The 22,604-nt window shown below is 69.9% G+C and carries 17 protein-coding genes and 5 pseudogenes; 12 read left to right on the forward strand and 10 right to left on the reverse strand.

The features are described from left to right. Nucleotides 1–40 precede the first annotated feature (40 nt). A complete protein-coding gene (locus tag ACZ68L_RS17380; protein ID WP_469577673.1) occupies nucleotides 41–1,117 on the forward strand; it encodes a mannonate dehydratase in 1,077 nt (358 codons plus the stop codon). A gap of 111 nt (nucleotides 1,118–1,228) precedes the next feature. On the opposite strand, the gene ACZ68L_RS17385 is transcribed toward ACZ68L_RS17380, so the two are convergent. Together ACZ68L_RS17385 and ACZ68L_RS17390 are read right to left on the reverse strand one after the other, a co-directional pair. Continuing rightward, nucleotides 1,229–1,858 carry a substrate-binding domain-containing protein gene (locus ACZ68L_RS17385; protein ID WP_469577725.1) on the reverse strand — a complete coding sequence of 210 codons (630 nt, stop codon included), beginning with the start codon at nucleotides 1,856–1,858 and terminating at the stop codon, nucleotides 1,229–1,231. Further along, a pseudogene (locus ACZ68L_RS17390) lies at nucleotides 1,792–2,241 on the reverse strand (LacI family DNA-binding transcriptional regulator); the annotation flags it as partial. The gene ACZ68L_RS17385 and the pseudogene ACZ68L_RS17390, both read right to left, overlap by 67 nt. Before the next feature lie 86 nt (nucleotides 2,242–2,327). Between ACZ68L_RS17390 and ACZ68L_RS17395 the strand changes: the two are divergent. From ACZ68L_RS17395 to ACZ68L_RS17410, 4 genes and pseudogenes are all read left to right on the forward strand, one after another. Further along, nucleotides 2,328–3,177, forward strand: a pseudogene (locus ACZ68L_RS17395) (IS5 family transposase). A gap of 161 nt (nucleotides 3,178–3,338) precedes the next feature. Beyond that, the gene (locus ACZ68L_RS17400) at nucleotides 3,339–4,103 is read left to right on the forward strand and encodes a class I SAM-dependent methyltransferase (protein ID WP_469577674.1); all 765 of its coding nucleotides are present in this window, start codon (nucleotides 3,339–3,341) and stop codon (nucleotides 4,101–4,103) included. A gap of 101 nt (nucleotides 4,104–4,204) precedes the next feature. Further along, the gene (locus tag ACZ68L_RS17405; protein WP_469577675.1) at nucleotides 4,205–4,600 is read left to right on the forward strand and encodes a VOC family protein; all 396 of its coding nucleotides are present in this window, start codon (nucleotides 4,205–4,207) and stop codon (nucleotides 4,598–4,600) included. Between the two features lie 208 nt (nucleotides 4,601–4,808). Then, nucleotides 4,809–5,762, forward strand: a complete 954-nt coding sequence (locus ACZ68L_RS17410) for a GNAT family N-acetyltransferase (protein ID WP_469577676.1) — start codon at nucleotides 4,809–4,811, stop codon at nucleotides 5,760–5,762. Nucleotides 5,763–5,788: 26 nt separating this feature from the next. Here ACZ68L_RS17410 and ACZ68L_RS17415 read toward each other — a convergent pair. Beyond that, nucleotides 5,789–5,914, reverse strand: a pseudogene (locus ACZ68L_RS17415) (IS630 family transposase); the annotation flags it as partial. Nucleotides 5,915–5,942: 28 nt separating this feature from the next. Between ACZ68L_RS17415 and ACZ68L_RS17420 the strand changes: the two are divergent. Then, nucleotides 5,943–6,857: pseudogene (locus tag ACZ68L_RS17420) on the forward strand (IS982 family transposase). Between the two features lie 124 nt (nucleotides 6,858–6,981). After that, nucleotides 6,982–7,965 carry an IS481 family transposase gene (locus ACZ68L_RS17425; RefSeq protein WP_469577677.1) on the forward strand — a complete coding sequence of 328 codons (984 nt, stop codon included), beginning with the start codon at nucleotides 6,982–6,984 and terminating at the stop codon, nucleotides 7,963–7,965. Here ACZ68L_RS17425 and ACZ68L_RS17430 read toward each other — a convergent pair. Then, a complete protein-coding gene (locus ACZ68L_RS17430) occupies nucleotides 7,962–8,891 on the reverse strand; it encodes an NADP-dependent oxidoreductase (protein WP_469577678.1) in 930 nt (309 codons plus the stop codon). The two genes, ACZ68L_RS17425 and ACZ68L_RS17430, sit on opposite strands and share 4 nt — an antisense overlap. 50 nt (nucleotides 8,892–8,941) lie before the next feature. Between ACZ68L_RS17430 and ACZ68L_RS17435 the strand changes: the two genes are divergently transcribed. Beyond that, complete coding sequence (locus tag ACZ68L_RS17435; protein WP_469577679.1) at nucleotides 8,942–9,568, forward strand: TetR/AcrR family transcriptional regulator; 627 nt, start codon at nucleotides 8,942–8,944, stop codon at nucleotides 9,566–9,568. A gap of 93 nt (nucleotides 9,569–9,661) precedes the next feature. Here the strand turns inward: ACZ68L_RS17435 and ACZ68L_RS17440 are convergent. Beyond that, nucleotides 9,662–9,846: pseudogene (locus ACZ68L_RS17440) on the reverse strand (IS5/IS1182 family transposase); the annotation flags it as partial. Nucleotides 9,847–9,928: 82 nt separating this feature from the next. Here ACZ68L_RS17440 and ACZ68L_RS17445 point away from each other — a divergent pair. Both ACZ68L_RS17445 and ACZ68L_RS17450 read left to right on the forward strand, forming a co-directional pair. Continuing rightward, nucleotides 9,929–10,411 carry a hypothetical protein gene (locus tag ACZ68L_RS17445; protein WP_469577680.1) on the forward strand — a complete coding sequence of 161 codons (483 nt, stop codon included), beginning with the start codon at nucleotides 9,929–9,931 and terminating at the stop codon, nucleotides 10,409–10,411. A 200-nt stretch (nucleotides 10,412–10,611) separates the two neighbouring features. Further along, on the forward strand, nucleotides 10,612–11,280 hold the full coding sequence (locus tag ACZ68L_RS17450; RefSeq protein ID WP_469577681.1) for a DUF4232 domain-containing protein: 669 nt from the start codon (nucleotides 10,612–10,614) through the stop codon (nucleotides 11,278–11,280). 348 nt (nucleotides 11,281–11,628) lie between these two features. Here ACZ68L_RS17450 and ACZ68L_RS17455 read toward each other — a convergent pair whose 3' ends face one another. Continuing rightward, a complete protein-coding gene (locus tag ACZ68L_RS17455; protein ID WP_469577682.1) occupies nucleotides 11,629–13,662 on the reverse strand; it encodes a beta-galactosidase in 2,034 nt (677 codons plus the stop codon). Between the two features lie 305 nt (nucleotides 13,663–13,967). Between ACZ68L_RS17455 and ACZ68L_RS17460 the strand changes: the two genes are divergently transcribed. Both ACZ68L_RS17460 and ACZ68L_RS17465 read left to right on the forward strand, forming a co-directional pair. Further along, complete coding sequence (locus tag ACZ68L_RS17460; protein WP_469577683.1) at nucleotides 13,968–14,750, forward strand: SDR family NAD(P)-dependent oxidoreductase; 783 nt, start codon at nucleotides 13,968–13,970, stop codon at nucleotides 14,748–14,750. 41 nt (nucleotides 14,751–14,791) lie between these two features. Then, nucleotides 14,792–15,649 carry an SMP-30/gluconolactonase/LRE family protein gene (locus ACZ68L_RS17465; protein ID WP_469577684.1) on the forward strand — a complete coding sequence of 286 codons (858 nt, stop codon included), beginning with the start codon at nucleotides 14,792–14,794 and terminating at the stop codon, nucleotides 15,647–15,649. A gap of 241 nt (nucleotides 15,650–15,890) precedes the next feature. On the opposite strand, the gene ACZ68L_RS17470 is transcribed toward ACZ68L_RS17465, so the two are convergent. Genes ACZ68L_RS17470 through ACZ68L_RS17485 form a run of 4 tightly spaced genes read right to left on the reverse strand, consistent with a single transcriptional unit; the run spans nucleotide 15,891 to nucleotide 22,577 of the window. Next, on the reverse strand, nucleotides 15,891–16,715 hold the full coding sequence (locus ACZ68L_RS17470; RefSeq protein ID WP_469577685.1) for an NAD-dependent epimerase/dehydratase family protein: 825 nt from the start codon (nucleotides 16,713–16,715) through the stop codon (nucleotides 15,891–15,893). Then, nucleotides 16,712–20,731: a fibronectin type III domain-containing protein gene (locus ACZ68L_RS17475; protein ID WP_469577686.1), complete on the reverse strand. Its 4,020-nt coding sequence runs from the start codon at nucleotides 20,729–20,731 to the stop codon at nucleotides 16,712–16,714. Before ACZ68L_RS17475 ends, ACZ68L_RS17470 begins: the two co-directional genes overlap by 4 nt. After that, nucleotides 20,728–21,681 carry a carbohydrate ABC transporter permease gene (locus tag ACZ68L_RS17480; RefSeq protein WP_469577687.1) on the reverse strand — a complete coding sequence of 318 codons (954 nt, stop codon included), beginning with the start codon at nucleotides 21,679–21,681 and terminating at the stop codon, nucleotides 20,728–20,730. The genes ACZ68L_RS17475 and ACZ68L_RS17480 overlap by 4 nt, the downstream gene beginning before the upstream one ends. Further along, a complete protein-coding gene (locus tag ACZ68L_RS17485; protein ID WP_469577688.1) occupies nucleotides 21,678–22,577 on the reverse strand; it encodes a carbohydrate ABC transporter permease in 900 nt (299 codons plus the stop codon). The genes ACZ68L_RS17480 and ACZ68L_RS17485 overlap by 4 nt, the downstream gene beginning before the upstream one ends. Nucleotides 22,578–22,604: the final 27 nt, after the last annotated feature.

Raw genomic sequence — 22,604 nt, forward strand, 5'->3', positions numbered from 1 at the left:
AGAACACGGACGGGCTCGGCCGGCATCGGGTCGGGCAGGCATGACCATACGGCTCTCCCTCGGCCACATCGACACCTACGACGCCAGGGTCGCGACCTTCGCCCACCAACTCGGGCTCACCGGCGTCCAGTTCCACACTCCGGATCTGCTGCCGGGAACCGGCGGCTTCTGGAGCCTGACGGAGTTGCGGGCCCTGCGGGACCGCTGCGACGCCGACGGACTGGCGATCGACGGCATCGAGAACGTCCCCCTTGCCCATTTCTGGAAGATCCAGCGCGGTCTGCCCGGCCGCGACGAGCAGATCGAGAACTACCAGAAGACCATCCGCAACCTCGCCGCCGTCGGGGTCGACGTGCTCGGCTACAACTTCCTGGCCACCTACGTGTGGCGCACGGACATGGCGGCGAAGGGCCGGGGCGGAGCCAAAGTCACCGCCTTCGACCTGGCCGACGTCCCGGCGGGCAACGCGCTCGCCGGCTACCGGCTGACCCCCGACCGGACTCCGGACGAGCCGATCGGCGCCGAGAGGATGTGGGCGAACCACCAGTACTTCCTGGACGCCGTACTGCCCGTCGCGGAAGAGGTCGGGGTACGGCTCGCCCTCCATCCCGACGATCCGCCCACACCACAGCCGCTCGGGGGCATCGCCCGCATCTTCACCTCCCCGGATGCCATCGGACGGGCCCACGCCCAAGCCGGCGGCAGCCCGTCATGGGGGCTGAACCTCTGCCTCGGCACCGTGTCGGAGATGGCCGGCGAGCAGAGCGTCAACGAGGTCATCGACCTGCTGGGACCGGCCATCTGCTACGTCCACTTCCGGGACGTCCGCGGCACGGTGCCGCGCTTTCGGGAATGCTTCCTCGGCGAGGGCAACTTCGACCCGGCACGAGTGATCCGTCGGCTCGAAGCCTCGGGATTCGACGGCTTCCTGATTGACGATCATGTTCCGGCCATGATCGGCGACTTGGACACCTGGGGGGACACTTCGTCCGAGGCGTACTGCAGCCGGGGCCGGGCGCACGCGATCGGATATCTGCAAGGCGTCCTGAACGGCCTGTCGCTCGACGAACCGGCCGGACCACGCGCCGTACCGGCGAACGGCGGGACGTCGGCGTGACCGTGTGGGGTTCGCCCGGCCCGACCGGGGGTTCGCCCGGTCGGGCCGCGGATGCGGCACGTCCTGCGCCGGGGTGCGCGGCCTGCTCCCCGGTGACCGCCCGACTCGCGGTCACCGCAGCGGACGGCTCGCGTACCGGCCTTCTTCCGGATCCGGCCTCTCGGATCCCCTGAGGACGAGCCGAGTGCGGAACACTCGGGTGGCGAACTCCGAGCTGTCGCCGTTGAGTCGGGCGATCATCAACTCGGCCGCCGTGCGCCCCATCAGCTCGATGTCCTGGCTCACCACCGAGACCGGAGGGCTGCCGAGCAGCGCCGTCTCGAAATCGTCGAAGCCGATCAGCGGCAGCCGCCGACCGGCCTGTCGGAACGCGAGCAACGCGCCGATCGTCGCACGGTTGTTGGCCGCGAAGACGGCGTCGGCCGAGCCGTCGCGCAGCAGGGCGCCGACCGCGCGCTGCGCCTGCTCCCTGGTGTGGGCCGCCGTGATCGTGGGCGCGTCCGCCACCCGGATCCCCGCCTCGGCGAGCGCCGCGGCGTATCCGGCGTGCCGTTCGCGCATGGTGTGGATGCCGGGCGAGTCGCCCACATAAGCGATGCGCCGCGCACCGGCGCGGCGGAGCGCCCAGGTCGCCTCGCGGGCCCGCCCCCGTTGTCGGCGAGAACTGTGTCGGCGGCCGGGTACGGCGTGGGCCGGTCGAGAAAGACCAGCGGAGGGATGGGCGACGCGACCTCGGACCAGTCACGGGCCGAGTGCTGCGGTGGTACGACGATCAGGCCGTCCACCCGCTGTTCCATGAGCCGGTCGACCAGGCGGTCGTGCCGCGGCCCCTCCTCGTTGGAACTCGCGATCGTGACGAGGTAGCCCGCGGCGTCCGCCACACTCTCGACGGCGCCGGCGAGCGTGGAGTAGTAGGGGTTGGCGAGGTCGCTGATGACCAGGCCGATGGTCCTGCCGGTCCAGCCGGGCCGGATGCTCGCCGCCGAGAGGTTGCGGCGGTAGCCCAGCTTCACGATCGCCGCGCTGATCCGAGCCGCGAGTTCGGGATCGATGTTCGTCGCCCCGTTGACGTGACGCGAGACGGTCTTCAGGCTGACGCGTGCTTCGCGGGCGACGTCGTTCATGGTGGGATTGCGCGGCACTGCTCTCTCCAGCCGACGGCAGTTGGCGGTCGATCATACTAGGGCGTGTCTTCAATTGACCTTGAGTAGTGGATCAGGGGCGGGTGATACGTCGCCATGAACTGTCCATTGCGGACCGGGAGTTCCTCCGTCCGTTGCTGCCCCATTCCTTGCGCGGACGGAAGCGGCTGGACGACCGAACTGTGCTCAACGGAATCGTGTGGAAGTTCCGGACGGGCACGGCCTGGCGGGACGTGCCGGAGCGGTACGGCTCCTGGCACACGCTGCACACCCGCTTTCGCCGGTGGGCCCTGGACGGCACCTTCGATCGGATGCTCCGGGCCGCCCAGGCTTGGGCGGACGCGGCGGGCGAGATCGACTGGCTGGTGTCGGTCGACTCCACCGTCGTACGCGCCCACCAGCATGCCGTCGGAGCCCGAAATGGGGGCTCCGCGTCCCCGCACTCGGACGCTCCCGGGACGGCGGCGATACCAGCAAGATCCACCTGGCCTGCGATGCCCTGGGGCGCCCGCTCGGCTTCGTGCCGACGGGCGGCAACACGAACGACTGCACGCAGTTCACCGCCGTGATGGAGGCGATCCGGGTGCCCCGCCTCGGGCCGGGACGGCCCCGGCTGCGGCCCGCTCATGTGCTGGGCGGCAAAGGCTACAGCTCCCGCGCGATACGCACCTGGCTGCGGCAGCGCGGCATCGCCCACACCATTTCCGAGCGGGCCGACCAGAAGAGCAACCGGGCCCGCCGCGGCAGCCGGGGCGGACGGCGCCGCGCTTCGACAAGCAGCTCTACAAGCAGCGCAACGTCGTGGAACGGTACTTCAACCGCCTCAAGCAGTGGCGTGGCATCGCGACCCGCTACGACAAGACCGCCGAGTCCTACCAAGCGGCCGTCACCCTCGCCTCGCTCCTGATGTGGGCGTGACATTTGAAGGCAACTCCTAAGCGGCCTGGCCGAGGTTCGCTGCGGTACGGCCGCGCCCGATAGGGGCGCTGGGATCAGCGGCGCACTTCGCCGCGCCCGCTTGGCGCCGTAACCTGAAAAAGCAGTGGCCGCGCGGGCTCGGGCCACATACGTTCGCCTCCATGGTTGACGCAACTTTCGGGCATCCGCGCCTCGCCGCCATCTACGACCCACTCGATCCGGACCGTAGCGACCTCGACGCGTATCTCGCGATGGCGGAGGAGTTCGGGGCGCGGTCCGTGCTGGACATCGGGTGCGGTACGGGCGTGTTCGCGCTGCTGCTCGCCGAGCGCGGGATTACGGTCACCGGGATCGATCCCGCGCGGGCGTCCGTCGACGTCGCGCGTGGCAAGCCGGGCGCGGAGCGGGTGCGCTGGCTCGACGGCGACGCGGGGGACCTGCCGCCCATGCAGATCGACCTGGTGACGATGACCGGGAACGTCGCCCAGGCGCTCGCCGATCCGCAGACGTGGCGTACGACGCTGGGCGGCGCGTACGAGGCACTGCGGCCCGGCGGGCGGCTTGTCTTCGAGACGCGCGATCCGGCGCAGCGCGTGTGGGAGGAGTGGGCGGAGTGGACGCGCGAGACCACGTACCGCATGACGGACATCCCGGGCGTCGGCCACGTCGAGACCTGGGCCGAGCTGACGGACGTGAGCCTGCCGCTGGTGAGCTTCCGGGGTACGCACGTGTTCGCTGCGGACGGGGACGTACTGACCTCGGAATCGACACTTCGCTTCCGCGAACGTACGGAGATCGAGCGGGACTTGCACGAGCACGGCTTCGTCGTCGAGGACGTACGCGACGCACCCGACCGGCCGGGCAGGGAGTTCGTGTTCGTGGCGCGGCGCGGTGCCACGGAGCCCGTCCCTCCCGGAATGCCCTAGACGATCGATTCCAAGGGTTCGTGGTCGTAGCGATCCCGGACTTGCCGGATGGGCGGCGCGGCCCCATAAGCTGAGCCCCGTCCGCACTATCTGAGAAAGGCATGACAAGTAGGTTCACCGAGTTGGCCGTTGACTGCCACGATCCGGAGAGACTCGCGGCCTTCTGGTGCGAGGTCCTGGACTTCAAAGTGATCGACCGGAACGAGGGCAAGGTCGAGATCGGCTCCTGGGTACCGACCGTCGAGGACGTTCGGGCCCGCCAGATGTCGCCCACCCTGCTGTTCATCCAGGTGCCCGAGGCCAGGACTGTGAAGAACCGGCTTCACCTCGACGTCAGCCTAATCGACGGCAGCACCGACGACGAGGTGACCAGACTGCTCGGCCTCGGCGCCACCAAGACGGATGTAGGCCAAGGCCCAAACCGAAGCTGGGTGGTCATGGCCGACCCCGAGGGCAGCGAGTTCTGCGTCCTGCGCACCCTGGCACCGCCCAACTAGTCCTGTAGCAGGCAACGTTCGCCCTGCAGGTCGTGACGCGCGTCGATCGATGTCCGCAGTCGGCCGGTGAGATCGACGGACGTGGCTGCCCGGCCTGCCATCGGCTCCGCCGCCACGACGATGCGCGCGTTGTGCTGTTGACTGCCGCGATCGGCAGCCCCGGAAATCGGTTCGACGGCTTTGCGAGGTCCTGACACAGTGGCGCACTATGGCGAACTTCGAACTTGTCACCGCCGCGGACGTGCAGCTCATGCAGGGTCTGGCGCAGCGTGTCACCGCCGCCCGCCCGGACCTGGTGAACACCGACGCGTCGTTCGGCGAGCTGGCCTGGGTCTGGGGCAAGGGACACACCAGCGACGGCGCAAGCTGGCGGCGTCGGCTGTGGTTCTCCGGCGGGGATCTGGTGGCGTGGAGCTGGGCCTTTCTTCCGCACCGGGTGAGGCTGAGCGACGGGTCGGTGAAGGACGTCACCGACGCCTATCTGGCGTATCAGGTCCATCCCGACCGCGCCGGGCTGGTTGACGAGGTGATCGACTGGTACGACGGTACGGCGGCGGACATCGAGCGTACGGTGATGCCCAGCGCCGCCGATGAGTTCGCCCTGAAGCGATGGGCGGCGCACGGCTATGAGACCGACCCGGCCGCGCTCGGCGACGCCGGGTCCTGGACCCAGCTCAACGAGCGGGACCTCATCGACGTGGAACAGCCGGTACTGCCGGACGGATTCCGGTTCCGCACCGCCGACGAGGCCGGGCCGAAGGCCGCGGTCCAGGCCCATCTGGACGCCTGGGCTCCCTCGATGTACACGGCCGAGGGCTACCAGGGCGTCCGGCAGACGGCGGGGTATCGCGGCGATCTGCACATCCTGGTGGAGGCGCCGGACGGAACGATGGCATCCTCGACGATCATGTGGCTCGACGAAGCGAACAGGACCGCTGAGTTCGAGCCGGTCGGGACGCATCCAGACTACCGGCGTCTGGGGCTGGGAAGGGCGACGCTTCTGCACGGGATGCATCTGGCGCGGGCGGCCGGGGCCACTCATATGACGGTCGCCTGCCTGGGTGCGCCGGGGCACCCCCAGGCGCGCGGACTGTATTACAGCGTCGGGTTCCGGGAGTTCACGCGGGACACGCCGCTGATCAAAACCAAGACCGCGGGCTGAGGACTGGTTGTTCGGGTAGTCGCTGGTCAGGCCACGTTGGCCCGGGCGAAGACCTGACGGAGGCGGGTGCCGTCGGCGTGGCGGTTCCGCCAGATGATGTAGCGGCGGATCATGCTGCCCTGCTCCTTGTGGCCGGCGTGGTCGGTGCGGTCATGGAGGGAGGGAGTCCAACGTCAGTGTGTGAAGACAGAGTTGGACTCCCTCGCGACCGCACTCTATGTGAAGACCGACGACCTGTTGAAGGATTCGCCGCAGTTTGCCCCGTGGCGGCCGGCCGTGGGCATTGCGCCGCAGCTCAGCGATGCCGAGCTAGTGACTTTGGCGATGATGCAGGCCATGCTCGGCTTCACCTCCGAGGCCCGGTGGCTGCGGCACGCCCGCGCTCACCTGCGGCACCTGTTCCCCTACCTGCCCCAGCAGCCCGGCTACAACAAGCGCCTGCGCAAGGCCGCCGAGCTCATCCGGGGCGTCACCCGCGCGCTGGACGTCGACACCACGTTGTGGACCGACGATGTGTGGGTGGTGGACTCCACGCCCGTCGAGTGCGGGCGCTCCCGCGAGACCGTCAAACGCTCCGACCTGGCCGGATGGGCCCAGTACGGCTACTGCGCCAGCCACAGCCGGTTCTTTTGGGGACTGCGGCTGCACCCGGTGTGCACCCTGCGCGGCCTGCCCGTCGCCTTCGCCCTGACCGGCGCCAAGGCAGACGAACGCGAGACCCTGCTGGACCTGCTCGCCGTCGAGCCCCAGCTCACCGCCGGCCGCCCGGGCCAGACACTGATCGGCGACAAGAACTACTTCGGCCGCGAGTTCGAGCAGCAGCTGGCCTAGCTGGACATCCGGCTGCTGCGGCCGGCCCGCAAAGGCGAAGCCGAACGGGCCGGATCACAGCTGTTCAAGCCGCTGCGGCAAGTCATCGAATCGATCAACGAGACCTTCAAGGGCCAGCTCGACCTCGAACGGCACCGTGGCCGCACACCCGCAGGCGTGGCGGTCCGCATCCTGCAGCGCATCCTCGCGCTCACGGCCGCCATCTGGCACAACGACCACACCGGCCGGCCGGTCATGCGCGCACTGACTGCCTACGACCACTAAACCCCTTGGAATCGATCATCTAGGTGTATTGATCACGAGCGTTGTTGACACGGGGGTCTTGATCAAAGGCGAAGACCTTCGGTGTGGTGGAGCTGTCCAGGACTGCACCACACCGGAGGTCTTCGTGTCCCACCGTAATGCCCGACTGACTGTTCATGGCAGGCGGCTGTTGATCCAGCGTGTCTGTTCGGGCCGCCCGGTCGCTGATGTGGCCGATGAGATGGGAATCTCGCGGGCGACCGCCCACCAATGGGTGCGGCGGTGGCGCACGGAAGGCCATCCGGGATTGTTCGACCGCTCGAGTCGGCCGCACACGACCCCGCATCGCACAGCTCCCGGGACGGAAGCCGCTGTCTGCGATCTGCGCCAGGCCCGCAAGCTCGGTCCTGCCCGGATCCGTCCGATCCTCGGGCTGCCGGCCTCCACGGTGCACCGGATCCTGACCCGTCACGGCCTGAACCGGCTCGCCTGGCTGGACCGGCCGACCAGCGAGCCGATACGCCGCTACGAACGCAGCCGCCCCGGCGAACTGGTGCACGTCGACATCAAGATACTCGGCAACATCCCTGACGGCGGCGGCTGGCGCACGGTCGGCAGGACTGCCGGCAACCAGAACCGGCAGTCCACCACCGACCTGCGCAAGAGCTGCAAACCGGTGATCGGCTACAGCTACATCCACTCCGCCGTCGACGACCACTCCCGCCTCGCCAACAGCGAAGTCCTCACCGACGAACGCCAGCACACCGCCATCGCCTTCTGGCAACGCGCGCAGGCGTTCTTCACCGGCCACGGCATCACCATCGAACGGGTCCTGACCGACAACGGCGCCTGCTACAAGTCCAAGCTCTTCACCCAGGCACTGACCGCTGCCGGCGTCGCCCACAAACGCATCCGCCCCTACCGGCCACAGACCAACGGCAAAGCCGAACGCTTCAACCGCACCCTGCTGGAGGAATGGGCCTACCTGCGGCCCTACACCACCAACACCGAACGCACCGCGGCCCTGGCAGACTTCCTCCACACCTACAACCACCACCGCTGCCACACCGCACTCAACGGCAATCCACCAATCAGCCGAGTCAACACCCCTGCGGGTCAATACAGCTAGAGGGTGAGTACGATCTTTCCCCGGGCGTGGCCGGTCTCGCTCAACTGGTGTGCCGCGACAGCGTTCTCGATGGTGAAGGCGGCCGCGACCGGCACGGTGAAGCGGCCCTGCCCGGCGAGAGCGGCGGCCACGGCAAGTCCTTCGACCGCCTGCGGGTCCGCTCCCGGGCCCGCCGAGCGTGTTCGGTGGACTCCGTACTTCGCGGCGTTCATGTCGGCGATGGTCACCACCCGGTCCGGGCTTCCAATGAGGTCCACCAGATCGGGCAGCGAGCCGGATCCGACGCAGTCCAGGACGACGTCGACTCCGTCCGGTGCCAGGGCGGTGACCCGCTCGCCCAACCCGGGGCCGTAGGTGGTCGGCGTCGCCCCCAGCCCCGCGACGAACTTGTGGTTGTGCGCGCTGGCTGTACCGATGACGGTCGCGCCTCGGGCCGCCGCGAGTTGGACGGCGACCCCGCCGACCCCGCCGGCCGCGCCCTCGATCAGCAAGGTCGTGCCGGTGCCGACCTTCAGCCGGTCGAGGGCCCGCGTGGCGGTCTCGACGTTCCCGGCCGCGCCGCCGGCCTGTTCCCAGCTCAGCGCGTCCGGCTTCAGCGCCCAGGCTGCCAAGACGGCGTACTCGGCGTTCGCACCGCCGAGCTCCGCGACCTCGACGATGCCGAAGACCTCGTCGCCCGGCCGGATACCGGTTACCCCTGTGCCGACCTCGTCGACCACACCCGCGGCATCCATGCCGAGCACGTGGGGCAGGCGCAGCGGCGCCATGTCGCGGTACCGGCCTGAACGGAGGTGGCAGTCGGCGGGAGTGAGGCCCGATGCCCGCACGCCCACCCGGATGTGGCCTGGTCCCGCGTGTGGTTCCGGTACGTCGGCGACTTCCAAGACGCTTGCGGGACCGTACTCGGAGAATGTCAGTGCTCTCATGGCGTCGGACACTATCGGAACACCCCGTCCGTTTGGCTAAAGTGAGAGCGGTGACGAACCCTTTGCCTCACTCCCTGCGCTCCGATGCCCGGGACAACCGGGAGCGCATCCTCGCCGTGGCCCGCACGACGTTCGCCGAGCAGGGGCTGGACGTGGCGATGCGCGAGATCGCGCGGCGTGCCGCGGTCGGACCCGCGACCCTCTACCGGCACTTTCCGACCAAGGAGGGGCTGGTCACCGAGGCCTTCCGCGAGCAGATGACGGCCTGCACGGCCATCGTCGACGAGGGACTGGCCGATCCGGACCCATGGCGCGGCTTCTGCCTGGTGATCGAGGCGGTGTGTGAAATGCAGGCGCAGGACCGGGGCTTCACCGCAGCGTTCGTCTCGGCCTTCCCCCGCGCGATCGACTTCGCCGCGGACCGGGAGCAGGCACTGGGCAAGGTCGCCGAACTCGCCCGCCGGGCCAAGGCAGGTGGCAAGCTGCGCCCGGATTTCGTCCTGGACGACCTGATCATGGTGCTCATGGCCAACGGCGGCATCCGGACCACCTCGCCAGCCGCCGCAGTGGCCGCCTCACGGCGCTTCGCCGCGCTGCTGATCCAGGGCATGCGGGCCGAGCCGGCCATCCCGCCGCTGCCCCCGCCGGTCCGGCTGCCGCTGGCGGTTGTGATTTAGTGCCGCATCAGGCAGCGGGCACCCCCATGACGGGCGCCCACGCGCATTCGACAACAGGGCGAACGTTGCCTGATGCGGCACTGGGCCCCGTCTTCAAGCAGATCTCGCCCAGAGCAGGATCGACGCCAGGCTGACCGCCGCTTCGTAGGAGGCGGCGGTCTTGCCGTACCTGGTGGCGATGGCTCGGAAGTGCTTCAGTCCGTTGAAGCACCCACCGCGTTGCGTCGACGGTATGTCTCGCGGTCGAAGCTGGGCGGTCGGCCGCCCTGGCGGCCGCGGTTCTCCGACATGCCGTCGCTCGCGGATCGGCAACCGTCGCCCCCCGTACCCTCTGGACCCGAGCCGGTCCAGAATGCCGCCATGGCTGAAGAAGCGCACCACGAGACAGCTGCCCGCTCATTCCTGTCGTGCGCGGCCGAGGTGGCCCGGCTGCTCAACCTCAGGGAGGCCGCCAACGTGCCTGAAGCCCGCCGCGCACGACACCTGGCCTATGCGGCACGCAAGCCACTGCTCGAACGCGCCAGCCTGCCCGAAGAGTTCTTCACGCCGTTGATGGCCGCAGCCGTCTACGACCCCGACCCCAGCTTCTGCCGCTGGTTCGTCGAACCAGCGGTCTATGCCTTCGGACGCCGCAGGGTCATGGTTGCACTGCTCAACTACCTACGGACGGGCACGGACGCGGAGCAAGCAGGCGCCAAGCGAGCCTGGTACTGCGCCCATGTGCCGCTCCGCGTGGACCGGTCCCCGGCATACGCGCCCGGCGGGAGCCGCGATCCCGCACTGGACGAGGCCCGCGACGTGATGAACGAGTGGCAGGAATCCCTTCGTCGATCAGCCCTGTGACTGAGGATCTTGAAACCTGAGGCCGCCCGGCTGCCACAGACGGTTGCTTGCTCTGCGGCAATTACGGGGCAGCTCTTGGGCGAACCGAGAGGCCAATGCACCTGTGACAGAACGAAGACGTCGCGGAGGACCGCCTGTGACTCGGTGCGAGATACAAATACTTCCGAACACACGCACCGCGCCATTCCTGGGGGAACACCGTGAAGTACACCCGCATCACCGCTCTCGCCGCCATCGGCATCACCGCCACCCTCTCGCTCACCGCCTGCAGCGGGGACGGCTCCGGGAAGGACTCGTCCTCCAAGGGCTCCTCGTCCTCGTCTTCTTCGTCCTCGAACGGCGGCTCGAACTCGGAGGGCGGCTCGGGCTCCGGCGGCTCGGAGGCCGGCAACGCGAAGGCGGGCTCCGGTGAGGACACCAAGGCAGAGGCAGCCTCGAACGGCGCGACGAAGACCGGCGGCAAGGTCACGTTCTGCAAGACGGAGGACCTGGCCATCGACGCCAGGGACGCCGCGCCCGACAAGGACTCCGGCAGGATCGACATCACCATGATCAACCGGGGTTCGACCACCTGCTCGGCCACGGGCTTCGCGGGCGTCGACATCAAGGACGCCGACCACACCTCGAACCCCATCGAGCGCGGCCACGCCCAGCCACGTATCACCACCCTGAAGCCCGGCGACGCCGCTGTCTTCAACCTCGCCTACGACATCGACAACACCGGCAAAAGCCTCGCGTCCCCGACCAACATCCTGGTGACGCCCCCGAACGAGACCCACACCGTGAACCTGAAGTGGCCTGCGGGCACAGGGGACATCAAGGGCGCCTACACCGACGTCGAGGTCTACCCCACGCACACGACCGAGTAGGGGTGGTGCGCACGGCCGGCCCCGGTGGCCAACCGCCGCATCCGGCCAGGATCTCGGCCATCCAGCGTGTAGCCAGCCCATGTCAGCAACGCTTGGCATGCCTTTTTCGCAGCCGGTTCTAAGCGGCTTTGAGGACGGGGCCCAGGACGTGTCTTCGAACCGGCGTCGTTCGGCCGGAGTCCCGGTCGTGCGGCGTCCGGCTCGTTCGATCGCGAGGCGGCGGATCGTCCTCGTACCGAACGTACGTGGACGACTCCGACAACGCGGCCGTGCGTGCCGGACGCCTTGCGGCAGACGGCAGTTCGAGGGTGCCGGCCCGGCACCCTACGGCCGGTACGCCCGATGCGTTCAGCGGACCCGTCTGAGGACCCGCGCCCCACCCGCCGGCACCGGGACCCCGTCCTCGTGCACCGATCCGTCCAGGAGGTCGGTCCCCCCGCCGGGAACGGTCGCTTCGGTGCCACCGTGATTGATGAGGAAGACGTAGTCATTGCCGGCCGAACGGCGCGTCACGGCCTCGACGCCACTTCCGGCCGGAACCGTCGTCCCCCCGGACCGCTTCACGAGCCGCCCCACCAGACACGCACGCGCGTCGGCGTCCAACTCCACGCCCACGTACCAGGCTTCCCCCTCGCCCCGGTGCGCGCGGGTGATCGCCGGTGCACCCGCGAAGTCGCCGCCCTCGTACCAGCAGACCGCCTCCGCGTCGGTGAGATCGATCTCCTCGCTCCAGGTGGCGACCCGTACCGGTCCCGTGACCCCGTCGATGTCGACGAAGTCCCCGTCCACCAGCGGCGCGAACTCCTCCACGCGTACGCCGAGCAGTTCGCAGAACGCTCCGGGATAGCCGCCGGGCCGCACCCGGTCGAGCGGATCGACGATGCCCGAGAAATAGGTGACGAGCACGGTGGCCCCCGCGTGCACGGCAGCGGTGAGCGCGGCGACGTCCTCGTCGCGGACCAGGTAGAGCATGGGCACGATGATCAGTCGGTAGTCCGACAGTTCGGCCGACGGAGGAACGATGTCGACGGTGACGCCCGCGTCGCGCAGACTCCCGTACCACCCGAGGGCGGACTCCATGTACGACAGACCGTTGTGCGGATGCGACTCGCGGTCGGCCGCCCACCACGACTCCTCGGAGAAGAGCAGCGCGCAGTCCGCCGCCACCCGGCTGCCGAGCACCTCGGCACAGCGTGCCAGCTCCGCTCCGAGCGCCTTCACTTCCCGGAACTTCCTGCTGTCGGCCCCCGCGTGCGGCAGCATCGCGGAATGGAACCGCTCGGCGCCCGCACGCGCGGCCCGCCACTGGAAGAAACAGATGCCGTCGGATCCGCGGGCGAGGTGGGCCAGCGCGTCCCGCCGGAGCTGTCCCGGACGCTTCGCGGGGTTGACCGGGCGCCAGCTCGTGGCGCCGGTGGCCGTCTCCATCAGCAGCCACGGCCTCCCCCGGGACAGTCCACGGGCCCGGTCGGCCGAGAAGGACAGCTCTGCCTGGGCGTCGGACGTCGGTCTCAGGTAGTGATCGCTGGCGATGAGATCCACATCGCCGGTCCACGAGCTGTAGTTCATGTTCTTCCCGGCATCGAAGAGCACCAGGTTCGTGGTGACCGGCACGTCGGGCGTGACCCGCCGCAGGACCGCCGTCTCGGCCCGCAACTGCGCCCGCAGTTGGTCGGAGCTGAACCGGTCGAAGTCCAGCACCTGCGTCGGGTTCGAGTCGGTGAATGTCAGCCGTGGCGGCCGGATCTCTTCCCACTCCGCGTACGTCTGGCTCCACGCACTGGTCGTCCACGCGGCGTTCAGCTCGTCGAGCGAGTCCCCGTAGCGGACTCTCAGCCAGCTCCGGAAGGCCACGGCGCTCGCTTCGCCGTAGCACCGGGAGTTGTGGCCGCCGAGTTCGTTGGAGACGTGCCACAGTGCGAGTGCCGGGTGTTCGCCGTAGCGCTCCGCCAGCTTCTCCACCAGCGCGAGCGAGTGCTCGCGGTAGATCCGTGACGACGGCGACCAGGCTTGGCGTCCACCCTGCGCCATCGTCCGCCCCTGCCGGTCGACGGGCAGCACCTCGGGAAACCGCGTGGTGAGCCACGGCGGGGGCGATGCGGTGGCCGTGGCGAGATCGACGGCGATGTCGCCCGCGTGCAGCAGGTCGAGCAGCCGGTCCAGCCAGCCGAAGTTCCACCGGTCGGGCTCCGGCTGCAACGTCGACCAGGCGAAGACACCCACGGTGACCAGATTGACTCCGGCCTCGCGCATCAGCCGGACGTCCTCGGGCCATACGCCCTCGTCCCACTGTTCGGGGTTGTAGTCGCCGCCGAACGCCACGGGTTCCCCGCCGAACCGGGCAACGACGTTGGCAGGCCATCTGATCCACTCTGCCGTCACGAGCTTCTTCTCCTCACCGCCCGACGAACGAGCGCCCACGCGAACGACCCCGACACGGCATCGAGCGACAGCCGGACGCGGCCGAGGAGCACCGCCCGAAAGTGCACCGGAGTACGGAACGGCCACACACTAGCGGGCTGAGACAACGTTGTTTAGAGTGAAGTCGACGTCACCGGAACGCAGTTCGCCCGGCCGTCCGTGCCGTGGACATCAGCCGAAACCGCCCGTCACAGCTGCCCCTGGATCATTTCGACGGCGGGGCTCGGCCAGGCATGGGGCCCAGGACCACATCGAGGGAGCGGAACATGGCGGAGTTCGACGGCAAGGTCGCCATTGTCACCGGTGGATTCAGCGGCATAGGAGGCGCGACGGCCCGGGTGCTCGCCGCGCGCGGGGCGACGGTCGTGGCGGCCGGCATCCCATCGGAGGGCGCGCACGAGGAACTGCCTCCCGGTGTCGAGCGCGTCGAGGTGGACGTCACCGACGAGACCGCGACCGCTCGACTCGTCACCCGGGTCGCGGCGGCACACGGCGGGCTCGACATCCTCGTCGCCGCAGCCGGGATCCAGCGCTACGGCGCCGCGGCGGAGACCGGCGCCGACGAGTGGAACGAGGTGCTCGCGGTCAACGTGACCGGTGCCTTCCACGCCGTCAAGCACGCGCTCCCCCACCTGCGTGCCCGTGGGGCGGGCTCGATCGTGATCGTCTCCTCCGTGCAGGCCTTCGTCACCCAGACCGCCGTCGCCGCCTACACCACCAGCAAAGGGGCGCTCAACGCGCTCGCCCGGTCGATCGCCATCGACGAGGCGAAGAACGGGATCAGGGCGAACGCGGTCTGTCCCGCGTCGGTGGACACCCCGATGCTGCGCGCCTCCGCCCGTTCCTTCTCCGACGGCAGTGACCGGGGCACGCAGGAACTGGTCGAGTCCTGGGGGCGGATGCATCCGCTCGGGCGGGTGGCGCGACCGGACGAGGTCGCGGAGGCGATCGCCTTTCTGGCCGGGGACCGAGCCAGCTTCATCACCGGCGTCTCGCTGCCCGTCGACGGCGGGCTGCTCGCCAACGCGGCGGTAGTACTTCCCGGTTGAGGGCGGGCATCTCGACCGCAGGCGACGACGGAGGACTTCCGATGACGGCCAGGATCGCGATCCCCGGCAGGGCCGGGGTGGGCGAGGGACCGGTCTGGGACGCCGGGCTCCGGCGCCTGCACTGGGTGGATATCCCCGCCGGGCACATCCACACCAGCGACCCGGTCACCGGCCGGACCACCAGCCTTCGGCTGCCGACACAGGTCGGCGCCGCGGTGCCCCGACGCGGCGGAGGCTTCGTGGCGGCCACGGCCGAGGGGTTCGCGAGCGTACACGCCGACGGTTCGATGACCACCCGGCGCGCGTTGCTGCCGGACGGCGAGCGCATGAACGACGCGAAGTGCGACCGGCACGGGCGGTTCTGGGCCGGCAGCACGGCGATGGACTTCCGGCCGGGCCGCGGTGCCCTGCACGTCCTGCTGCCCGACTGGACGAGCCGGGTGGTCCTCGAAGGGCTCGCTCTGCCCAACGGGCTCGGCTGGAGCCCCGATGGCCGGACCTTCTACCTCGCCGACTCGGTCGCGGGCGAGATCTACGCCTTCGACACCACTGACGAAGAACCGTGGATAAGCCGTCGGCGCACACTGTTCCGGCTTCCCGCGCGCACGGGCCTGCCGGACGGGCTCACCGTCGACGCGAGCGGGTGTCTGTGGGTCGCGGTGTGGGGCGGCGCGCGCGTGGCACGGATCTCCCCCGACGGCGACCTGCTCGGCGAGATCTCCCTGCCCGTGCACCAGCCGTCCTCCTGTACGTTCGGCGGACCCCGCCTCGACGCGCTGTATGTCACCTCGGCCCGGGAGGGTCTGGAACTCTCGGACGACGACCCGGCGGGGTCCGTCTTCGTCGTCAGCGAGACGGGCGGCGCCGTCGGCCTGCCTTCGGCCACGTTCGCCGGATGAGCCGATCGGCGGGGCCGAGCAGGGCCGGGGCGCGGCGTGGCCGACGACCGCACGGGCGCGATCCCCGCTCGACGGCCGGACGCGGTCGCGAAGCCTCCCGGCCCGGCACGTCCACCGCCGGACCTGCCGAAGAGGTCGCCCGAGTCCTCCCGTCACCCGGGCACACCTGACTCACCCCATCCGGGACAACGTTGCCTGCCCCTCAGGGGGCCCGGCCTCGATCGGCCGGGCCCTCCGGTCGTCAGCCGAGCGGCATCGTGCAGAAGCCGGCGCCGACGCGGAAGTTGCGAGGGCCGGCGGGATCGAGGTCCGTCGGGCCGAAGGTCCCGGAGCCGAGGATCGACGCCAGGTGGTGTTCCGCGTCGTCCTCGGGGCGGTACCCGATGGCCTCCGCCTCCTCCAGCGACCACCATCGCCGAGTGTTGCGGGAGATGCCCCACAGGACGCGGAACGCGGCGGGCTCGGCCTGCAGACATGCCTCGACGAGCCGGGCCGCGTCGCCCGGCGACAGCCAGGCGGCCAGGTCCTCGGGGGCGAGCGGGCGCGGCCGGAACGCGCCGATACGCAGACAGGTGACGTCGAGGCCGAACCGGGAGTGGTAGAGGCTGCCCAGCGCCTCGATCGCGGCCTTGCTGACACCGTAGTAGGTGTCCGGGCGCGGCGGTACGGCGGCGGGCAGGACGCCGTCGGCCGCGTCGTCCCGGGTGTGGAACCCCGCGGCGTGAATGCTCGACGCGAGCACCACGCGGCGAACGCCCTGCCTCCGTGCGGCTTCGAGGACCCGCCGGGTGCCGTCGATGTTGATGTCGGCGATCCGCTCCCATGACGTCTCCCCCGCCAGCCCGCCCAGGTGGAGTACCGCGTCGACGTCCTGGCAGGCCGCGTCGATCGCATCCTGGTCGGTGAAGGACGCCCGTACGGTCTCCACGTTCTCCCGCGGTCCGGCCGGCTCGATGTCCGCGATGTCCAGGAGGCGCAGGGTCCGGCCTGCGTGGGCCAGGCGCGGGCGCAGTTCGCGGCCGATGCGGCCCGCGGCGCCGGTGAGCAGGATCCGCTGCCCGGTCACGGTGCCTCCCCGGCCGGGTGGGCAACGGCAGGCAGTTCGGGGGGCGGGACCTGGTGGTCGTAGGGGCGAGGGGTCGCGGACGCGGGCACGTAGGGAGGCCGGTTGTAGGTGTGCTGCCGGCGGAAGGCGGGATCCGTCGGTGGACTCCAGTGCCGCCAACTTCCCGGATCCGTGTCCACGGGCGCCGATTTCGGGCCTGTGCCGTTGCCGTTCTCGGCCGCGACGGCGTACTCGTACACGGTCACGTCCGCCGGGCCGGCCCGGCCCGGATCGTCGCGTTCGGGGATGACGCCGGGCGCGTGATCGACGTGCCGGAACCCGAACCCGGCGAAGATCTCGTGGTGGGTGGCTTCGCCCTTGCGGCGCCGGTAGAGCCGGTATCCGCCGGCGCCCAGCACCTCGCCCCACGTGGCGGTGACCTTGCCGTGGCCGAGCCGGAGTCTGAGCCCGTCCGGCGGGTCGGGTGCGCGGTGGCTCGGGTGAACGGGGTAGTCGGCGCCCGGAGCGGCCTGTCGCCGACTGTTCCGGGCGATGACGCGGACGTGTTGCTTCTGGTCCTCGGCAAGGCCGGCCAGGTGGACGGGGCTTCGTTCCGTCTGCGCGGCCGTCGCCCAGGTGTGGCCGCCGTCGGAGCTGAGCTGGATGGTGTAGCGGTCCGCGGCGGCTGCCGCGGAGAAGTGCACGAGCACGCCGTCGGCGACGGTCTCGGTGCGTACGACCTGCGAGGACGGTGGCTCCGGCTGTCCGCCCGTCAGCTCCCAGTGGTGGCGGCCTCGGGGCAGGGCGACGGTGATCGTGTCCTGCGACTCGGTGAGGAGGCGTGCCGGCGCGCCGTCGATGTGGAAGCGGGCCGCCGCATCGAGCCCGCCGGGCACGTGGAGGCTCACCGAACTGTCCGACGGGGCGTGGTAGACGCCCCGGGCCTCGTTGGGGTCCCGGTAGCCGAGGCTGATGCCGAGATCGTCGTCCCCTGTGGTCACGAGGAGCTCGGGGGTTCCCACGGCATTCCCGTGGAAGAGGGTCAGTCGCCGCAGGCCGTCGTCGAAGAGCCGGATGGTCCCGGCCGTCCCCGAGAAGCGCAGCCCCTGCTCGGCGAACTCGACCGTCTTCGGTTCGTAGTGCGCGGACGCCGCGTGCCGGAACACGAAGTCCAGGCTGTGCGGGGTCCGGATCCGGGCGCCCCAGGGCGTCGAGTGGGCGGGGGCGACTTCCAGGTCGTCGCGGTGGCTCACCACGGCCAGCGTGTTGCCGTTCGCGCCGTCGGCCCTTCCCTCCAGGCGCACGCCGCGGGAGACGTCGGTCACGAAGGTGCCGTCGAGAGCTCCGTCCGTACGCACACCGCGGACCACGTGGATGAACGGCATCCGCTCGGCGAGGTGCGGGAAGCTGTTGGCGTCGTGGCCGGTGGCCTCGGTCAGCGCGGACCATGTCCACACCATGCGCTGGCCCGCGGCGAACGCGTCGTACGTGACGAGGTAGTCGCTGCCGACGAGCAGGACGCTGCGACTCAGATAGAGGCCGCCCACCGGGCCGTCCGGGTCGGAGACGATCTCCGCGTACTGCGCGCCGCCCAGGTCGTGGAGGGGCCGGTCGAGGGTGTTCTGGCCGATCGAGCGGTAGGCGCCGCCCTTCCAGACCGCGCAGGAGGTGGCGAAGGTGGCGTCGGGGGCCCTGCGGTCCCCGGCGTCCTCGGGGCCGTGGCCGCTGTAGGAGTGCCCCGCGGCGTAGTAGTAGATGTGCCCGCTGCCGTTGTCGTCGGCGATCCCCCAGCGGTAGTTGGGGCCGCGGTCCACCTGCTGGAGGAAGACCGCGACCTCCCCGGACCGGTCCACATCGGCGCGCAGCGTGACGCCGTATCCGGTGTACTTCGAGCTCCTCAGCCGCGGATTGGTCCCGCGATCGCCGGCGGACCGCACCGTGACCCGCCACGGGTCCGGCGCACCGGGTGGGCTGTCGAGCCGGTGGGCGCATTCATCGCTCCCCCACAGCAGATGCTCCGCGACAAGTGGACGGTAGCGGCGCAGGGCCTCGCCGAGGAGCCGCATCTCGATGGGCGGGCGCCGGGGCCAGAAGGCGTGGGCCCCCTGCGCGGGGTGCAGGCGGCGGAGTTCGCCGTCGGCGCCGGTCTCTACCGGGGCGGTCAGGGCGTTCACCAGCCAGTCACCGACGGCCGCGAACTCCGGTGTGGCCAGGCGGTTGCGGCCGTCGGTCAGCCGGCCGAGGAAGTTGCCCTGGGTGACCGGGCGCAGGAAGGCCCACACGTAGGTGGCCAGGCTCTCGGTCCAGCGGCCGGCCCGCGACCCTTGGGCCGGCAGCGCCGGTCTGGTGTGGAAGACGCCGGCCAGTTCGACGAACTTCTCGAACTGGTCGAGCCACTCCGGTGCTGCCTGGTGGTCGGGGAACAGCCAGGCGAGGCAGGCGAGCGCCGCCTTGCCGTCGGCGAGGAAGTTCGGGTGGCCCGCGATCATGCGGCGCAGCGGGCCGATCTCCTCGCCGGCCGAGACGTGGGCGGTCAGCAACAGCAGCGCGTCGGCCCGTTCGCGGTCCGTCGCTTCGAGCCGGTCGGCGAGACGGTCGTAGCCGTCCAGCAGCCGGTCGTAGAGGGGGCGTTGCCCGATGTTGAGGTAGCCGGGGTGTTCGTTGACCCCGTGAGCGATGAGACTCGGGCCCTCCGGTCCGGTGAAGAGCGCTGCGGTGAGGTCGTCGGGCGAGTCGAGTTCGCCTTCGGAGCACAGCGGGGCGGGTCGCCTTCCCGCGTAGGTCAGACTCCAGTCCTTGACGCGATCCAGGCTGAGCGTGCCCTGCCAGTGATGGAGGTGGCGCACGTACGACGACGGGTACCGCGTGCCCTTCTGGTCGCGCAGTACCTCGAGGTCGTGTTCGTGATCGTAGAAGGCGATCGCCGTCCGGCGGATCCCGGAGCGCAGGGGCCAGGTCCAGTGGAGTACGCCGTCGTGGCGGAAGCGGAGTTGGAGATGATCCGCGGAGGCCCAGGACGCGTAGACGCGGTCGTCCCACCCGGCGTGGTCGAGGAGGAAGACACCCATCGCATCGCCTCCCTCCGCATCCCAGAACGTGGCGTGCGGGCGGATGTTCCACGCGTGGCTCGGGGCGTACGGGCCGACGGTGAAGGCGAAGTCGGTGTCCGGCCTCTCCCTGCCGCCGGGCCCGGAGAACGACGGGTCCTCCCCGCTGTCGCCGAGCACGATCGGCTCGTCGATGCCGAGCCAGTGGTAGAAGTGCGGTGATTCCGGGTCGGCGTGGTCGTCGGCACACTGCGAGAACGGCCAGGTGGACGAGAAGCGGTGGGTCGGTGCCACACCGTCCCAGCTCAGTTCCCATGCCGTCGTGCCGGAGTCGAGCGCCGTCATCTCCTCGGCCACGTCGACGAATTCGCAGCCCTGGACACAGGCGACCGTCACCGTGTAGGCGGCTGTGCCGGTGAAGTGGTAGCGCAGTTCGTGGGTGGCGAACAGCGGACCGGCTTCCACGAGCCGTACTTCCAGCTGTTCGAGGTTCTCGGTGCCACAGCGCACGGCGGATCTTCCCACCCAGCCTTGCCCTCGGTCGAGTTGGAGGACGGGACCCGGTACGGAGTCGGCGGCGAACCGGCCCGAGGAGGGCAGCCGGATCCGGAGCGCTCCGCTGTCGACGACGGTGGACGCGCCGTCCTCGGTGATCCGGACCGGTCGCGGGACGTGGGCCGTCGGCACCGCTGGGTCGGCGCACAGGGTGAATTCGCGCGTCGCGCCGGAAGGCAGGTCGGCGAAGAAGCAGACGACGGCGTACGTCAGGTGGCCGTCCACCGTGTTCACTTGGGAGAGCTGAAAGGGCACCGACCGCCCCGTCTCGTCGACCAGCCGGAGCTGCTCGGCGCGGAGCGACGGGGCGGCCCAGCGCACCGGATGGTGCAGCAGGGTCCTGGGCCAGGCGAAATCCGGGTGGCGCAGCGGGTCGGCGAGCCGGAACCGCACCCGGTCGCCGCCCGTGGGCCAGGAGGTGACCGGGCCGGTCATGATCCGTCCCCCTCCTCGCCCTGGACGACGGGCGCTCCGGCGACGCCCTGCGTGCCGAGCGCCGCGCCGCCCGCCACGCCTTCGACGAGGTGGCGCTGGAGCAGCACGAACAGGAGCAGGATGGGTGCGGCCACGATGAACGTGCCGGCGGCGATGAGCGGCCAGTTCTGCGTGTACTCACCGAAGAACGAGTACAGCCCGCGGGTGACCGGCCACAGCGCCGCGTCGGACAGCATGACCAGCGGCAGGATGAGGTTGTTCCAGGCGTGCACGAATCCGAAGATGGCGAAGGTGGCCAGGGCGGGCTTCATCTGCGGCATGATGATCGTGAAGATGAAGCGGACGTAGCCGCAGCCGTCCAGCGCGGCGGCCTCGTCGATCTCGCGCGGGATGCCTTTGATGTAGCCGACGAAGAAGAAGAACCCCGCGCCGGACAGGCTGGTCAGGATCAGGTACCCGGCCATGCTGTTGTACAGGTGGAGCGATCTCGCTTCGATGAACAGCGGGATGAGGCCGCCGGGCAGGAACCCGGAGAAGATGAAGAACGTGTACAAGAGATTGGAGCGCTTGAAGTATCCGCGCGAGATGGGGAAGGCCAGGAAGACCCCGAGGATCAGGGTGGCCGTGTCGGGGATGACCGCGTAGATCAGGCTGTTGATCATCTGCCGTCCGAAGTGGCCCTGGCTCCACGCCGTCGAGAAGCTCTCCGTGGTCCACGGATCCGGCATCCCGGTGGGGTTCTGGAGGAACCCGGTGTACGTCTTGAACGCCTGCAGCAGCATGTACACCAGCGGCAGGGCGAACAGCACGGCGGCGATCGCGAAGCAGAGCAGGTTCACCCCGGCGGACTTGGCCGCCTTCGTGGACAGCAGTGGCGCCTTCGGCTGCGGTGTACTGCTCCGAGCAGGGCCCTGATCGCTCCGGTCCAGGACGGCAGGAGAGGCCTTCACAGCGAGATCTCCCGTCGGCGCAGGGTGAACAGCAGTCCGCCGCCGATCACGACGGTCAGGAGGAACTGCAGCATGGCGAGCATCGAGCCGTAACCGAGTTGGCTGTCGCCTCCGAACGCCGACTGGAACATGTACAGCCCGAGGGTCTTGGTCCCGAAGTTGCCGCCGGTGAGGACCATGATCAGCGCGTACTCGCCCAGCGTCCCCATCGCCGTGAGGAACACGGTCACCGTGGTGGCCGGTGCCAGCAGAGGCCAGGTCACGTGCCGGAACACCCGCAGGCGTCCGGCGCCGTCCATGGCCGCCGCCTCGTAGACCGCCGGTGGGATGTTCCGCAGCCCGGCGATGTAGATGAGCATCGTGTAGCCGGAGAACATCCACACGTTCACCAGTATCACCAGGGGCAGGGCCAGCGAGCTCGACCCGAGGAACGCCGAGGTGTTGCCGAATAGGCCGTGCATGACCTTCTCCACCGGGCCCGAGTAGGGGTCCAGCATGAGCGCGAAGATGGCGCCGACCACCGCGACCGAGAAGATCTGCGGCATGAAGATGACGGCGCGGTAGAGGGTGTAGGAGCGTCCGGGCCGGTTCAGCAGCAGGGCGAGGCCCAGACCGATCGCGGTCTGCAGTACGGTCACACCGAGCACATAGGTCAGCGTGACCCGCACCGCGTCCCCGACCACGGAGGACAGCGATGTGAACGCCGCCGAGTAGTTGCACAGACCACAGACGTTCAAAGGCGTGCCCGGGAGCCCGGAGTACCGGGTGAACGAGTATCCGATGGTGGCAAGCGACGGGTAGAGCCCGAACAGCAGCCACCCGGCTCCCGGGATCGCGATGCTGGCCCAGGGGATGAACCGCCGCGTCCGTTGGTTTCCGAAGGGACAGCGTGCCACGCCGAGCCTCCTTTCCGAGAGTGCGCT

It is taken from the genome of Streptomyces sp. NPDC104309, from assembly GCF_055584025.1.

What these genes read in the sequence shown, in the direction of transcription:
- ACZ68L_RS17400 (WP_469577674.1), top strand. Translation starts at nt 3,339, where the DNA reads ATGGTTGACGCAACTTTCGGGCATCCGCGCCTCGCCGCCATCTACGAC.
- ACZ68L_RS17465 (WP_469577684.1), top strand. Translation starts at nt 14,792, where the DNA reads ATGACGGCCAGGATCGCGATCCCCGGCAGGGCCGGGGTGGGCGAGGGA.
- ACZ68L_RS17430 (WP_469577678.1), bottom strand. Translation starts at nt 8,891, where the DNA reads ATGAGAGCACTGACATTCTCCGAGTACGGTCCCGCAAGCGTCTTGGAA.
- ACZ68L_RS17410 (WP_469577676.1), top strand. Translation starts at nt 4,809, where the DNA reads ATGGCGAACTTCGAACTTGTCACCGCCGCGGACGTGCAGCTCATGCAG.
- ACZ68L_RS17475 (WP_469577686.1), bottom strand. Translation starts at nt 20,731, where the DNA reads ATGACCGGCCCGGTCACCTCCTGGCCCACGGGCGGCGACCGGGTGCGG.
- ACZ68L_RS17445 (WP_469577680.1), top strand. Translation starts at nt 9,929, where the DNA reads ATGGCTGAAGAAGCGCACCACGAGACAGCTGCCCGCTCATTCCTGTCG.
- ACZ68L_RS17380 (WP_469577673.1), top strand. Translation starts at nt 41, where the DNA reads ATGACCATACGGCTCTCCCTCGGCCACATCGACACCTACGACGCCAGG.
- ACZ68L_RS17460 (WP_469577683.1), top strand. Translation starts at nt 13,968, where the DNA reads ATGGCGGAGTTCGACGGCAAGGTCGCCATTGTCACCGGTGGATTCAGC.
- ACZ68L_RS17405 (WP_469577675.1), top strand. Translation starts at nt 4,205, where the DNA reads ATGACAAGTAGGTTCACCGAGTTGGCCGTTGACTGCCACGATCCGGAG.